Genomic DNA, 13,431 nt, shown 5'->3' on the forward strand with positions numbered 1-13,431 from the left:
ACGTGGGCTAGCTGACCCTGCGCTATCGGGAGCAAGCCCCCTCCCACAGTGGCCGTGTGTAGCGCCGCCAAATCGCGGTAGCCGGCGCCCGGGTAAATTGCCGAGCTGTTCGGCGGGCCATTCCAGAACCAGCGGGCGTTTGAGTGGGTGCACGCTCATAGCGGTGATGCTCCTGGTGAGGATGTGGGAAGGGGCTTGCTCCCGATCGCGGTTTTTCAGTTAACGCTGGGCTAGCTGACCCTGCGCTATCGGGAGCAAGCCCCCTCCCACAGTGGCCGTGTGTAGCGCCGCCAAACCGCGGTAGCCGGCGCCCGGGTAAATTGCCGAGCTGTTCGGCGGGCCATTCCAGAACCAGCGGGCGTTTGAGTTCGTGCACGCTCATAGCGGTGATGCTCCTGGTGAGGATGTGGGAGGGGGCTTGCTCCCGATCGCGGTTTTTCAGTTAACGCTGGGCTAGCTGACCCTGCGCTATCGGGAGCAAGCCCCCTCCCACAGTGGCCGTGTGTAGCGCCGCCAAATCGCGGTAGCCGGCGCCCGGGTGATTCGGTGCCAGGCGCGCGCCATCGCCAAACAGCTTCTCGCGCAAGGTGCCCTGGGCGTACTCGGTCTTGTACACACCGCGCTTTTGCAACTCCGGCACCAGCAAATCCACGGCGTCGATAAAGGTCTCGTGAGTCAACGCGTAGGCGAGGTTGAAGCCGTCCACATCGGTCTCTTCGACCCATTCCTGCAACAGGTCGGCGACGGTCTGCGGGCCACCGACGAACAGCGGGCCAAAGCCACCGATGCCGACCCAGTCGGCGAGTTCGTTCGGCGTCCAGACCTTGTTCGGGTCAGCGGTCGAGAAGGCTTCCACCGCCGATTGAATCGCGTTGGTGTGCACGTGTTTGAGCGGTTCATCCGGTTTGAATTGGCTGAAGTCGATGCCGGTCCAGCCGGAGATCAGCGCCATCGCGCCTTCGTAGCTGACATAGGCTTTGTATTCGTCGAACTTGGCCTTGGCTTTCGCGTCGGTCTCGCCAACGATCACCGTCTGCAAATTGAAGATGAGGATCTTTTTCGGATCGCGCCCGGCCTCGGCGGCGCGGCGGCGTATATCCGCAACGGTCTTCTTCAGCAGCACCTTGGACGGCGCCGCCACGAACACGCACTCGGCCTGCTCGGCGGCGAATTGCTTGCCACGGCTGGACGCGCCGGCCTGGTAGAGCACCGGTGTGCGCTGCGGCGAGGGTTCGCACAGGTGAATGCCGGGCACCTGGAAGTGTTTGCCGACGTGGCGAATCTCATGGATTTTGCTCGGGTCGCTGAAAATCCGGCGTTCGCGGTCACGCAGGACGGCGCCCTCCTCCCAACTGCCTTCCCAGAGTTTGTAGCAAACCTGCAGGTATTCCTCGGCATAGTCGTAGCGCGCGTCGTGTTCGGTCTGGGCTTTTTGGCCGAGGTTCTTGGCGCCGCTTTCCAGGTACGACGTGACGATGTTCCAGCCGACGCGGCCCTTGGTCAGGTGGTCGAGGGTCGAAAGCCTGCGCGCAAACGGGTACGGATGCTCAAACGACAGCGATGCGGTCAGGCCAAAACCCAGGTGCTGGGTGACCATCGCCATCGGCGCAATCAGCGACAGTGGGTCGTTGACCGGCACTTGCGTGGCTTGGCGAATCGCCGCGTCACCGTTGCCGTTGTACACGTCGTAAATGCCCAGCACGTCGGCGATAAACAGGCCGTCGAACTTGCCGCGCTCAAGAATTTTCGCCAGGTCGGTCCAGTATTCGAGGTCTTTGTATTGCCACGAACGATCACGCGGGTGCGCCCACAGCCCAGGGGATTGGTGACCGACGCAGTTCATGTCGAAGGCGTTCAAGCGAATTTCACGGGACATTAAACAGTGCTCCCTGGTGGGACGCCGTTGAGGTGGTAGTTACCGACAAGCTGGTATTTCAAGCGCAATGGGTCATCCAGGCTTGGCGGCAGTGCGCTGCGTTGGCCGGTGAGTTCGAACTCGGCGTTGCTGGCGAAAATCAGCGCTTCAGCGGCGGCAATTTGCGCTTCGGTCAGCGCCACAGGGCTGGGGTGGCGTTCGGCGCGTTCAAGCAACGCAGCCGCCACGTCGACGCGGATTTGCCAGTCGCCGAAGCGGCTGATCACGTAAGGGTCATCGCTGGTCTGCACCCAGCGTCGAGTGCTTTCGAGCAGTTGGCGCGCGTGGTTCAGTGCGGTCATGGTCAAGGGTCCTCAGTTCCAGGCGTGGCGCGCAGGCTTCACGCCGTTGAGCACGAAGTTGCCGATCAGGTGGTATTTCCAGCGGGCCGGGTCATGCAGGGTGTGGGTGCGCGCGTTGCGCCAGAAGCGGTCGAGGTTGTGTTTGCCGGTCACCGAGCGGGTGCCGGCCAGTTCGAAGAGTTTGCTGGCAGCGAGCAATGCGGTTTCAGCCGACAGCACTTTGGCTTGGGCGACCACCAGTGAGGCGTTGGCTACGCTGTCTTCACTGGGTTCGGCAAGCGCTTGGTCGACCGCCAAACCGGCTTTGGCGAGGATCGCTTCGGTGCCGTGCACGCGCCATTCGAGGTCGCCGATGGCGGCGATGGTGAACGGGTCTTGCCAGCCATGATCGAGCTGGCTGTCGATCCATGGCCGCGCCTGACGCGCGTAGATTTTTGCCTGCTCCAGCGCGCCCACGGCAATGCCGGTGTCGACCGCGGCCTGAATAATCTGCGAGATCGGGCCATTGGCGGTGGGTTGATCGAAGGCCAGGTGCGCGGGGATCACCGCACTGCGCGGCACCGTGACACCGTCGAGGGTTACGCCGCCGCTGGCCGTGGTGCGCTGGCCGAAGCCGTCCCAACTGTCGATGACGCTGAGGCCTTCGGCATCGCGCTCGACGAAGGCGATAAAGGCCTGTTGGTCCTGGTTATTGCCGACGGTGGGCACGATGTGCGCGAACAGTGCGCCGGTGCAGTAAAACTTTTCACCGTTGATTTGCGCAGTGTCGTCGTGGAAGCGGATCTGGGTGTCAAAGGTGCCGGCGTTTTTGCTGTTGGCTTCCGAGAACGCATTGCCGAAGCGGTAGCCGGCCAAGACCTTGCCGAAGTAGTAACGCTTTTGTTCTTCGGTCGCGGTTTGCAGCAGGATGTCGACCACGCCGAGGTGGTTCTGCGGGATTTGCCCCAGGCTGGGATCGGCGGCCGAGATTAACTTGATCACCTCGGCCACGGTCACATATGACACACCTGCGCCGCCGTAAACCTTGGGAATGGTGATACCCCACAAACCGCTGGCGGAAAACTCGTCCAGTTCGGCAACCGGCAGGCGCCGCTCGCGGTCGCGCACGCTGGCGTCGACGGCAAAGCGCTCGGCCAACCGAGCAGCCACCTCGATGGCTTCGGCGTCCGAACGGATGATATGGGCAGGGTGTTGAGGGTGGGCTGACATGGGCCGACTCCAGGCTCCGATGAGATACCTGGGTGATTGCAGGAGTCGTGCCTGAATTTAATCGTCAAAAAAATCAGCAGGTTGCCGCTAAAACATCGAAAACGGCGCGCCTGCAGGCAGGCAAAGTGTGCATCCACTGTTGCCGGGTAAACAGTTAGATCACGACGTTACGCACAAAGCGCACCGCCACCTCGCCATCATTGCGATAGGCGTGGGGCTGGCGACTGGCAAACATGAAGAACTCACCGGCCGCGAGAGGGTGTTCTTCGGTGTCGAGGATCAGCGTCAGGCGGCCCTCGAATACAAACACCTGCACGCTCCAGCCTTCCGGGTCAGGCTCGGAACTGTAGCGGTCCCCCGGTTCCAGGCGCATCTCCCACAATTCGACTTCACGCCGGGCGACTGCCTTGGCCAACAACACGGCCTTGCTGCCGGAAATATCACCGGCCCAGGCCAGCTCGTTGATGCGGCTGTGATCGCCCGCGTCCGGGGCCTGGATCAAGTCGCTGAAGGCCACGCCGAGTGCTTCGGCCACGCGGTCCAGGGTCGACAGGCTGACGTTTTTCTCGCCCGCCTCGATGGCCACCAACATACGCCGGCTGACCCCGGACTTTTCCGATAGCGCGGTCTGGCTCATGTCGGCAGCATGGCGCAAGCGCCTAACGTTCTGGCTGACGTGCTGTAGCACAGACGCCCGGTGTGGATTTTCTTTGTGCACTATATTGCTCATAGGGTAGGTGTGCGCAGTATACTGCCCAGCATGCGGCGCATTGTGCGGTCCGCGCCCTTCCCTTGCAAGACCGAGCCACCATGACCTCTGCGAACTCCTCCGCGCGTTTCAAGCGTTTCAGCAAAGCCGAATGCATCCTGGTGGTGATCACCATGATTTGGGGCGGCACCTTTTTGCTGGTGCAGCACGCCCTGACCGTCAGCGGGCCAATGTTTTTCGTAGGCCTGCGTTTTGCGGCGGCGGCGATTGTGGTCGGTTGCTTTTCGTTGCGCACGCTGCACCACCTGAGCCTGTTTGAACTGAAAGCCGGCGCCTTCATTGGCGCCTCGATCATGTTCGGCTACGGCATGCAGACCATTGGCCTGCAAACGATACCGAGCAGCCAATCGGCCTTTATCACCGCACTCTACGTGCCATGCGTACCGCTGTTGCAGTGGCTGGTACTCGGCCGTCGCCCAGCGTTAATGCCCAGTATCGGCATCATGCTGGCGTTTACCGGGTTGATGCTGCTCACCGGCCCTGCTGGCGCCTCGCTGAACTTCAGCCCCGGCGAAATCGCCACGCTGATCTGTGCGATAGCAGTGGCCGCCGAAATTATTCTGATCAGCGCGTTTGCCGGGCAGGTCGATGTACGCCGGGTGACCGTGGTGCAACTGGCCACCGCGTCGCTGTTATCGTTTCTGATGGTGGTGCCGATGGACGAAGCGCTGCCGGATTTTTCGTGGTTGCTGCTGTTCAGCGCAGTCGGGCTGGGCTTGACCAGCGCGATCATCCAAGTCGCAATGAACTGGGCACAGCGCAGTGTTTCGCCCACCCGCGCAACCTTGATTTACGCCGGTGAACCGATATGGGCCGGCGTGATTGGGCGGATTGCCGGGGAGCGTTTCGCGCCGCTGGCGATAGTCGGGGCGGCATTGATTGTGGTGGCGGTAATCGTGAGTGAGCTGAAGACACGCAGCTCAAAGGCAGAAGACGATGCTGAAAGCGCCATCGAACGCGAAAGCCGGGGTTGAGCTGCAAGCTATAAGCGGCAAGCTGCAAGCGGTAAGCGGTAAGCGGTAAGCGGCAAGCGGTAAGCTGCAAGCTGCAACGAATACTCGCCCTGCTACTCTCTTGTAGCTTATAACTTGTAGCTTACAGCTGCTCTTAAGCGCTTTTGTAGGATCCTGCCACATCTTGCCGTTTGGTGATCGAGAAAGCGGCACGTATGATGCATCCCAAACTCCCGCAGATTAGAAGCCTATGTCCCTGATAGTTCTACTGCTTCTGCCTTTTATCGGCAGCTGTCTGGCGGCCTTGCTGCCGCACAATGCACGCAACACCGAATCCCTGCTGGCCGGCCTTGTGGCCCTGGTCGGTACCATTCAAGTCGCCCTGCTCTACCCGCAAATCGCCCACGGTGGCGTGATCCGCGAAGAATTCATGTGGTTGCCCAGCCTTGGGCTGAACTTCGTGTTGCGCATGGACGGGTTCGCCTGGCTGTTCTCGATGCTGGTGCTGGGCATCGGCACGCTGGTGGCGCTGTATGCGCGTTACTACATGTCGCCCGACGACCCGGTGCCGCGTTTCTTTGCGTTTTTCCTGGCCTTCATGGGCGCAATGCTCGGCCTGGTGATCTCCGGCAACCTGATTCAGATCGTGTTCTTTTGGGAACTGACCAGCCTGTTCTCGTTCCTGTTGATCGGCTATTGGCACCACCGCGCCGATGCGCGCCGGGGTGCGTACATGGCGCTGATGGTCACCGGCGCGGGCGGTTTGTGCCTGCTGGCCGGGGTGATGTTGCTGGGGCATATCGTCGGCAGCTACGACCTCGACCAGGTGCTGGCGGCAGGCGAGCAGATTCGCGCGCACTCACTGTACCCGGTGATGCTGGCGCTGGTGCTGATCGGCGCGTTGAGCAAAAGCGCGCAATTCCCCTTCCACTTCTGGCTGCCCCACGCGATGGCGGCACCGACCCCGGTTTCAGCCTATTTGCATTCGGCCACGATGGTGAAGGCCGGCGTGTTCCTGCTCGCCCGCCTGTGGCCGTCGCTGTCCGGCAGCGAAGAATGGTTCTGGATCGTCGGCGGTGCCGGCGCCATTACCCTGCTCCTCGGCGCGTACTGCGCGATGTTCCAGAATGATCTCAAGGGCCTGCTGGCCTACTCCACCATCAGCCACCTCGGGCTGATCACCTTGTTGCTGGGCCTCAACAGCCCGTTGGCCGCGGTCGCTGCGGTGTTCCATATTCTCAACCACGCCACCTTCAAGGCCTCGCTGTTCATGGCCGCGGGGATCATCGACCACGAAAGCGGCACGCGGGACATTCGCAAGCTCAGTGGGCTGGTCAAGCTGATCCCGTTTACCGCGACGCTGGCGATGGTCGCCAGTGCGTCGATGGCTGGCGTGCCGTTGCTCAATGGCTTCCTGTCCAAAGAAATGTTCTTCGCCGAAACCGTGTTTATCTCCGCCACCGCCTGGCTCGAAATCGCCCTGCCGGTGATCGCCACGGTGGCCGGTACGTTCAGCGTCGCCTACGCGTTGCGCTTCACAGTGGATGTGTTCTTCGGCCCGCCCGCGACCAACTTGCCGCATACCCCGCACGAGCCGCCGCGCTGGATGCGTGCGCCGGTGGAGTTGCTGGTATTCACCTGCCTGCTGGTGGGGATTTTTCCGGCGCAAGTAGTCGGTTCGATCCTCGCCGCTGCGGCATTGCCGGTGGTCGGCGGCGTGCTGCCCGAATACAGCCTGGCGATCTGGCACGGCTGGAACGCGCCGATGATCATGAGCCTGGTGGCCATGTCCGGTGGCGTGGTGCTCTACCTGATGTTGCGCAAGCAGCTCAAGCGGGGCCGCTTTAAATACCCGCCCATCATCAGCTACTTAAACGGCAAGCGCATGTTCGAGCGCAGCCTGGTGGTAATGATGCGTGGCGTGCGCAAGATCGAGAAGCGCATCAGCACCAAGCGCCTGCAAACGCAGTTGTTCCTGCTGGTGCTGGCGGCGGTGATCGCCGGCTTGATCCCGATGCTCAACAGCGGCATCAGTTGGGGCGATCGGCCGAAAATACCCGGCTCGATTGTGTTCGTGACCCTGTGGCTGCTGGCAATTGCCTGCGCCCTCGGCGCCGCCTGGCAAGCCAAATATCACCGGCTGGCGGCCCTGACCATGGTCAGCGTGTGCGGGCTGATGACCTGCATCACCTTTGTATGGTTCTCGGCGCCGGACCTCGCGCTCACGCAACTGGTGGTCGAAGTGGTCACCACCGTGCTGATCCTGCTGGGCCTGCGCTGGCTGCCACGGCGCATCGAAGAAGTCTCGCCACTGCCCAGCTCGCTGCGCAAGGCGCGCACTCGGCGCCTGCGTGACTTGCTGCTGTCGACCGTGGTGGGTGGCGGCATGGCGCTGCTGTCTTACGCGATGCTGACCCGCCAGACGCCCAACCACATCTCCTCGTTCTACCTCAGCCGCGCCCTGCCCGAAGGCGGCGGCAGCAATGTGGTGAACGTGATGCTGGTGGACTTCCGTGGCTTCGACACCCTCGGCGAAATCACCGTGCTCGGCGCCGTGGCGCTGACGGTGTATGCCCTGCTGCGGCGCTTCCGCCCCTCCAGGGAAAGCATGCAACTGCCGGCACAACAGCGCCAACTGGCGCCGGACGTGTCTACCGACCTGATCAACCCGCGCCAGGCCAGCGACACGGCACTGGGCTTTATGATGGTGCCGGCAGTGCTGGTGCGCCTGCTGCTGCCGATTGCGCTGGTGGTGTCGTTCTACCTGTTCATGCGCGGCCACAACCAACCGGGCGGCGGCTTTGTGGCCGGGCTGGTGATGTCGGTGGCGTTCATTTTGCAATACATGGTGGCCGGCACGCAGTGGGTGGAAGCCCAGATGAGCCTGCGGCCAATGCGCTGGATGGGCTTCGGCCTGTTCTCGGCAACCCTCACCGGGCTCGGCGCGTTGTTTGCCGGTTACCCGTTCCTGACCACGCACACCTGGCATTTCAGCCTGCCGGTGCTCGGCGACATTCATATCGCCAGCGCGCTGTTTTTCGACGTCGGCGTTTACGCCATGGTCGTCGGCTCGACGCTGTTGATGCTCACTGCCCTCGGTCACCAATCCGTGCGGGCCCACAAACCGAGCAATCAGGCCAAAGCCGTTGCCGCATCGCAAGGAGCCGCCTGATGGAAGAAGTCATCGCAATCGCCATTGGGGTGCTGGCGGCGTCCGGCGTCTGGCTGATCCTGCGGCCACGAACGTTCCAGGTAGTAATGGGCCTGTGCCTGCTGTCGTACGGGGTCAACCTGTTCATTTTCAGCATGGGCAGCCTGTTTATCGGCAAGGAACCGATCATCAAGGACGGCGTGCCGCAAGACTTGCTCAACTACACCGATCCACTGCCGCAGGCCCTGGTGCTGACGGCCATCGTGATCAGCTTCGCCATGACCGCGTTGTTTCTGGTGGTGCTGCTCGCATCCCGCGGCTTGACCGGCACTGACCATGTAGACGGCCGGGAGCCCAAGGAATGAATTGGGTTAACCAACTGATCGTTGCACCGATCCTGCTGCCTTTGCTCACGGCTGCATTGATGCTGATGCTGGGCGAAAAACGCCGACCGCTGAAAGCCCAGATCAACCTGTGTTCCAGCATCCTCGGTTTGGGCTTCTCTATCCTGTTGCTGTATTGGACGCAAAAAGGTGGCCCCGGCTCAATCGGCGTGTACCTGCCGGGCAACTGGCAGGTGCCCTTCGGCATCGTGCTGGTGGTGGACCAACTGTCGGCGCTGATGCTGGTGCTCACCGGGGTTATCGGCGTCAGTGCGCTGCTGTTCGCCATGGCCCGCTGGGACCGCGCAGGCACCAGCTTCCACGCGCTGTTCCAGATCCAGATGATGGGCTTGTACGGCGCCTTCCTCACGGCGGACCTGTTCAACCTGTTCGTGTTTTTTGAAGTGCTGCTGGCGGCGTCCTACGGTCTGATGCTGCATGGCTCGGGCCGCGCACGCGTGTCGTCGGGGCTGCATTACATCGCGATCAACCTGCTCGCGTCGTCGCTGTTCCTGATCGGCGCGGCGATGATCTACGGCGTCACCGGCACGCTTAACTTTGCCGACCTGGCGCTGAAAATCCCACTGGTGCCGGAGGCTGATCGCGGCCTGCTGCATGCCGGTGCGGCGATTCTGGCGACGGCGTTCCTGGCCAAAGCCGGTATGTGGCCGTTGAACTTCTGGTTGGCGCCCGCCTACTCCTCGGCCAGCGCGCCGGTGGCGGCGATGTTTGCGATCATGACCAAAGTCGGCGTGTACACCGTGCTGCGCCTGTGGACCCTGCTGTTCTCCGGCCAAGCCGGTGCGTCGGCGTTGTTTGGCGGCGACTGGCTGGTGTACGGCGGCATGGCGACGATTATTTGCGCGGCACTGGCGATGGTCGCGGCGCAACGACTGGAGCGCATGGCCAGCTTGAGCATTCTGGTGTCGGCCGGGATTCTGCTGTCGGCAGTCGGTTTTGCCCAGCCAAGCCTGACCGCCGGGGCGCTGTTCTATCTGGTCAGCTCAACGCTGGCCTTGAGCGCGCTGTTCCTGTTGGCAGAACTGATCGAGCGCTCGCGCTCGGCCAATGACCTGCCGCTGGATGAAGAAATCGATGCGCTGCCCAAAGCCATGGAATCGTTGCACCCACGCCCTGGCGTCAACCTGGACGATGAGCAAAAAGCCGTGGTTGGCCAAGTCATTCCATGGACCATGGCCTTCCTCGGTTTGAGTTTTGTCGCCTGCGCGCTGCTGATTATCGGCATGCCGCCGTTGTCCGGGTTTATCGGCAAGCTCAGCCTGTTGAGCGCGCTGGTCAACCCGACGGGCCTGGGTAACGCGCTGGAAGAACCGATTCGCCCAGCCGCCTGGGGCCTGGTGGCGCTGCTGATTCTGTCTGGCCTGGCCTCGCTGATTGCCTTTGCCCGCCTGGGCATCCAGCGCTTCTGGACGCCCGAGGAGCGCCCCTCGCCGCTGCTGCGCCGCTACGAGTGCGTGCCGATCTTCTTCCTGCTGGGCCTGAGCATCGTCTTGACCTTCAAGGCCGAACCGTTGATGCGCTACACCCAAGCCACCGCCGAAAGCCTGAACAACCCGGAAGGCTATGTGATGGCGGTGATGGCGACGCGCCCAATTCCGAGCCCTGAAGCCCAGGCTGCGGCAATGGAGGTGCAGCCATGAAACGTCTGTTCCCTGCGCCGTGGTTGTCGCTGGCATTGTGGCTGCTGTGGTTGGCACTCAACCTCTCGGTGAGCCCCGGCAACCTGCTGCTGGGCGCGTTGATGGGCTTTCTGGCGCCGCTGCTGATGGCGCCGTTGCGCCCGTTGCCGATTCGCATCCGTCGCCCTGGTGTGATCATCCGCCTGTTCTTGCGGGTGGGCCGCGACGTGATTATCTCCAACCTGCAAGTGGCTTGGGGCGTGCTGACGTGCGGTTCACGCCCGCCGCACTCGCGGTTTATCAAAGTTCCCCTGGACCTGCGCGACGCCAACGGCCTGGCGGTGCTGTCGATGATCACCAGCGTAACGCCTGGCACGGTTTGGTCAGAGCTGGCGCTGGACCGCAGCGTGCTGTTGCTGCATGTGTTCGACCTGGATGACGAAGCGCTCTTTATCCAGCACTTCAAACACGCCTATGAACGGCCCCTGATGGAGATCTTCGAATGAGCGCACTGCTCTCCAATGCGATCTTGCTCAGCCTGTTTCTGTTCTCGCTGGCCATGGTGCTGACCCTGGTGCGCCTGTTCAAAGGCCCATCGGCGCAAGACCGGGTGCTCGCGCTGGACTACCTGTACATGCTGGCGATGCTAATGATGCTGGTGCTCGGCATCCGCTACGCCAGTGACACCTACTTTGAAGCGGCGTTGCTGATTGCGCTGTTTGGCTTCGTCGGGTCGTTTGCCCTGGCGAAATTCCTGCTGCGTGGGGAGGTCATTGAATGATGCCGTTATGGGTTGAAGTGATCGTGGCGGTGCTGCTGGTGCTGAGCAGCCTGTTCGCACTGATCGGCGCGATTGGATTGCTGCGCATGAAAGACTTCTTTCAGCGCATGCACCCACCGGCATTGGCCTCGACGCTGGGCGCATGGTGTGTGGCGCTGGCCTCGATTGTGTACTTTTCGGTGCTCAAATCCGCACCGGTGCTGCACGGCTGGTTGATCCCGATTTTGTTGTCGATCACTGTGCCGGTGACCACCCTGCTGTTGGCCCGCACCGCGCTGTTCCGCAAGCGCATGGCCGGTGACGAGGTGCCCGCCGAAGTCAGCAGCCGCCGCTGATTCATGGTGGCAGGGGGCGCGCACGCCGCCCCCTCCAAAACATCAAATCAAGGCCAATGCGTTAGCGTAAATATTGGTCGGAGGATACCCGCCTTGAGTCCCCCACACCTCTTCCCGCCCATTGATCACTGCAAGGGAATGCCCGACCCTCTGACCGTCGATTAGCATGTTGTGAGTCACCACACCCAACTGCCCACGCGCCAGGTGTGCAACGCTGGTGACTTGAATGTGAGCACTCAGGCCCAGGCGCTGCAAACCATCCCAGCGATTCGCGTCACCATCATTGATGCTGCTCAATGCATGGCCGAAACTCTGACTGGCGTAACCGTCGTTGTTTTCCATCTGCGCGCGTTTGGCACTCGCGGCATACAGAAAATGAGCATCAGCCAGTATCGCCTGATTATTTCCCTTGAAGTCAGATCTGCGGGCAGCCACCTCCAACTCGCCCTTGGACAGGTGGAGCGTGAAGCCATCACGCATCTCTACGTTATAGCCATCGCCCGCCAACTTTACCTGTTTGAAAATATCAGTGGGCTTCTGGCCAAACCTCATCATTGCAACCTTCGTGGCTGCAACCGTGATGCAGTTTCCGTCCTTCCCTTGACTGAAACCACTCCAGATATTGCCGGGTGCGTTGCCCACGCCGGGCTTCCTTCCCGGTGTGCGTGTATCGGTGTAGTAGTCAAATTCAACCCCGCGCTGAGCATCTGCCCTGTTACTCATGAACGCTGGATTGCGCAGTGCAGGCCTGTCGAAAGCAGGGGCACGGCCGCTATCACGCGGCGCTGCGGAGGCAGGCAAATCACCTGCGTCCGGGAACATTTGCTGCACGGACTGACGAATTGCCGCCTCGGACGCGAGGAAGATGTCCAGTGTATTAAGCAGCTTATCAATATCGTGCTTGAAAGCACCGCCGCCTACCTGTTCTCGAAGCACCTTCAAGCTGTCAGACAAACGTTGCGCCGTTTGCGACTTCGCGCTGGGCGCCGCATTAAACAATTCATTGCCCAGCCGTCTCATCGCTGCCATGTCAGGCGCAATGGACACCGACTTCGACTGCCCTACCGTCGGCGCATACCTGGCGCCCACATCTCCCGTCCCTGCTACCCCTGAATTCCACATCTGCAACGCTCCTGGCCAGTTGAAGAGCCCGCAGGGCCCTCACTTGCTCAGTGGTGTGCTGGCCGTTGAGGGTTCCATACGTGTGTCAGCGTGCAGCCTGTGCATCGTGGGTGTGTTCGCGACAAGTCGAGCACACGCCGGCTCGTTCCTACCTTATGTCCAGCGCTAAACATCAAGCGCATGGCCCAGTCCTCTCGCAGAAATTTCCGACAGCGTTTTAAGGTTGTCCCTCGGAAGATGGCAGCCTAGTCTTCAGTGGTCGCTGGAAATTCAGCGACCGGGTTTCGCAGCCCGGTTAAACTCTAGACGCACGGCGTCCACCACAAGATAACGGGCGCTTTTTTATGCCTGATGTAATGGCGGCTGTGCGCGGGATACCTTCGGGTATGCCGGGTGCCTAGAGTCCCGGTCTGCGAACCTGCGTACAGCTGCCACCCAAATATTGCTTCGCAGCGATGGGTGGTGACTCCAATACTCTAGGAGCTTCGCCATGATTAAAGACAGTCCCAATCCGCCGTCGGATTCAACCGCGTTTCACACTGCTGCTCATCGAGCAATTAACCATTACCTGAACCCTTCTCAGAAGCCAGAGCCATCTGCTGAGAGCCTTGGTGTATTTGCCGTGCGTAAAGGAGTAGACATCGAAACGCTGCTAGCAAACGCTGCGGAGGATTTAGCCTCGGTTCAAGCGCTGGCAAGCCATTTGGCTTTTGAGATCGACGGCAATCCTCGCAGCGTGGCGCTAGGAATTTGCCGGATGCTGGCGGGGACTCAGCTATTGGTGGAGCAAACTGCGTGTCAGATTGAGATAGCCGTTCCGAAATAATGCTGTTATGAGGGCGCATCTCTGACAGATCCGCCCTCGATTGCT

General features: G+C 61.3%; 13 protein-coding genes. 8 read left to right on the top strand and 5 right to left on the bottom strand.

Translation table 11 applies throughout. The features are described from left to right. Positions 1-442 precede the first annotated feature (442 nt). The 4 genes from ACOZK9_RS02315 to ACOZK9_RS02330 all read right to left on the bottom strand — a co-directional run bounded on the left by ACOZK9_RS02315 (position 443) and on the right by ACOZK9_RS02330 (position 4,144). A complete protein-coding gene (locus ACOZK9_RS02315; protein WP_122249846.1) occupies positions 443-1,876 on the bottom strand; it encodes an LLM class flavin-dependent oxidoreductase in 1,434 nt (477 codons plus the stop codon). Continuing rightward, the gene (locus ACOZK9_RS02320) at positions 1,876-2,217 is read right to left on the bottom strand and encodes a hypothetical protein (RefSeq protein WP_058415545.1); all 342 of its coding nucleotides are present in this window, start codon (positions 2,215-2,217) and stop codon (positions 1,876-1,878) included. Before ACOZK9_RS02320 ends, ACOZK9_RS02315 begins: the two co-directional genes overlap by 1 nt. A 12-nt stretch (positions 2,218-2,229) precedes the next feature. After that, complete coding sequence (locus ACOZK9_RS02325; protein WP_152750854.1) at positions 2,230-3,426, bottom strand: SfnB family sulfur acquisition oxidoreductase; 1,197 nt, start codon at positions 3,424-3,426, stop codon at positions 2,230-2,232. A gap of 154 nt (positions 3,427-3,580) precedes the next feature. Further along, positions 3,581-4,144: a helix-turn-helix domain-containing protein gene (locus tag ACOZK9_RS02330; protein WP_058415547.1), complete on the bottom strand. Its 564-nt coding sequence runs from the start codon at positions 4,142-4,144 to the stop codon at positions 3,581-3,583. Between the two features lie 92 nt (positions 4,145-4,236). Between ACOZK9_RS02330 and ACOZK9_RS02335 the strand changes: the two genes are divergently transcribed. The 7 genes from ACOZK9_RS02335 (at position 4,237) to ACOZK9_RS02365 (ending at position 11,438) form a co-directional block, all read left to right on the top strand. Beyond that, positions 4,237-5,169 carry a DMT family transporter gene (locus tag ACOZK9_RS02335; protein WP_122249849.1) on the top strand — a complete coding sequence of 311 codons (933 nt, stop codon included), beginning with the start codon at positions 4,237-4,239 and terminating at the stop codon, positions 5,167-5,169. Between the two features lie 229 nt (positions 5,170-5,398). Further along, positions 5,399-8,320: a monovalent cation/H+ antiporter subunit A gene (locus ACOZK9_RS02340; protein ID WP_152750850.1), complete on the top strand. Its 2,922-nt coding sequence runs from the start codon at positions 5,399-5,401 to the stop codon at positions 8,318-8,320. After that, positions 8,320-8,664, top strand: coding sequence for a Na+/H+ antiporter subunit C (locus ACOZK9_RS02345; protein WP_003192163.1), 345 nt, complete (start codon positions 8,320-8,322; stop codon positions 8,662-8,664). The genes ACOZK9_RS02340 and ACOZK9_RS02345 overlap by 1 nt, the downstream gene beginning before the upstream one ends. Further along, positions 8,661-10,343, top strand: a complete 1,683-nt coding sequence (locus ACOZK9_RS02350) for a monovalent cation/H+ antiporter subunit D (protein ID WP_122249851.1) — start codon at positions 8,661-8,663, stop codon at positions 10,341-10,343. Before ACOZK9_RS02345 ends, ACOZK9_RS02350 begins: the two co-directional genes overlap by 4 nt. Then, a complete protein-coding gene (locus tag ACOZK9_RS02355) occupies positions 10,340-10,828 on the top strand; it encodes a Na+/H+ antiporter subunit E (protein WP_421555195.1) in 489 nt (162 codons plus the stop codon). Before ACOZK9_RS02350 ends, ACOZK9_RS02355 begins: the two co-directional genes overlap by 4 nt. Continuing rightward, entirely contained in the window at positions 10,825-11,103 is a 279-nt protein-coding gene (locus tag ACOZK9_RS02360) for a K+/H+ antiporter subunit F (protein WP_058415552.1), read from the top strand. The genes ACOZK9_RS02355 and ACOZK9_RS02360 overlap by 4 nt, the downstream gene beginning before the upstream one ends. Next, a complete protein-coding gene (locus ACOZK9_RS02365; protein WP_058415553.1) occupies positions 11,100-11,438 on the top strand; it encodes a Na+/H+ antiporter subunit G in 339 nt (112 codons plus the stop codon). The genes ACOZK9_RS02360 and ACOZK9_RS02365 overlap by 4 nt, the downstream gene beginning before the upstream one ends. Before the next feature lie 42 nt (positions 11,439-11,480). Here ACOZK9_RS02365 and ACOZK9_RS02370 read toward each other — a convergent pair whose 3' ends face one another. Beyond that, positions 11,481-12,560 (bottom strand): hypothetical protein, encoded by a 1,080-nt coding sequence (locus ACOZK9_RS02370; RefSeq protein ID WP_421555196.1) that lies wholly within the window; start codon positions 12,558-12,560, stop codon positions 11,481-11,483. Positions 12,561-13,050: 490 nt separating this feature from the next. On the opposite strand from ACOZK9_RS02370, the gene ACOZK9_RS02375 reads away from it, so the two are divergent. Further along, positions 13,051-13,386: a DUF6124 family protein gene (locus ACOZK9_RS02375; RefSeq protein ID WP_421555197.1), complete on the top strand. Its 336-nt coding sequence runs from the start codon at positions 13,051-13,053 to the stop codon at positions 13,384-13,386. Positions 13,387-13,431 lie beyond the last annotated feature (45 nt).

Source organism: Pseudomonas kitaguniensis (assembly GCF_049199985.1).
Taxonomy (GTDB): Bacteria; Pseudomonadota; Gammaproteobacteria; order Pseudomonadales; family Pseudomonadaceae; genus Aquipseudomonas; species Aquipseudomonas kitaguniensis.

Bases quoted from the DNA above. Each gene is read 5' to 3' on its own strand.
- ACOZK9_RS02315 (WP_122249846.1), bottom strand. From the start codon at position 1,876: ATGTCCCGTGAAATTCGCTTGAACGCCTTCGACATGAACTGCGTCGGT.
- ACOZK9_RS02320 (WP_058415545.1), bottom strand. From the start codon at position 2,217: ATGACCGCACTGAACCACGCGCGCCAACTGCTCGAAAGCACTCGACGC.
- ACOZK9_RS02325 (WP_152750854.1), bottom strand. From the start codon at position 3,426: ATGTCAGCCCACCCTCAACACCCTGCCCATATCATCCGTTCGGACGCC.
- ACOZK9_RS02335 (WP_122249849.1), top strand. From the start codon at position 4,237: ATGACCTCTGCGAACTCCTCCGCGCGTTTCAAGCGTTTCAGCAAAGCC.
- ACOZK9_RS02340 (WP_152750850.1), top strand. From the start codon at position 5,399: ATGTCCCTGATAGTTCTACTGCTTCTGCCTTTTATCGGCAGCTGTCTG.
- ACOZK9_RS02345 (WP_003192163.1), top strand. From the start codon at position 8,320: ATGGAAGAAGTCATCGCAATCGCCATTGGGGTGCTGGCGGCGTCCGGC.
- ACOZK9_RS02350 (WP_122249851.1), top strand. From the start codon at position 8,661: ATGAATTGGGTTAACCAACTGATCGTTGCACCGATCCTGCTGCCTTTG.
- ACOZK9_RS02355 (WP_421555195.1), top strand. From the start codon at position 10,340: ATGAAACGTCTGTTCCCTGCGCCGTGGTTGTCGCTGGCATTGTGGCTG.
- ACOZK9_RS02360 (WP_058415552.1), top strand. From the start codon at position 10,825: ATGAGCGCACTGCTCTCCAATGCGATCTTGCTCAGCCTGTTTCTGTTC.
- ACOZK9_RS02365 (WP_058415553.1), top strand. From the start codon at position 11,100: ATGATGCCGTTATGGGTTGAAGTGATCGTGGCGGTGCTGCTGGTGCTG.
- ACOZK9_RS02370 (WP_421555196.1), bottom strand. From the start codon at position 12,560: ATGTGGAATTCAGGGGTAGCAGGGACGGGAGATGTGGGCGCCAGGTAT.
- ACOZK9_RS02375 (WP_421555197.1), top strand. From the start codon at position 13,051: ATGATTAAAGACAGTCCCAATCCGCCGTCGGATTCAACCGCGTTTCAC.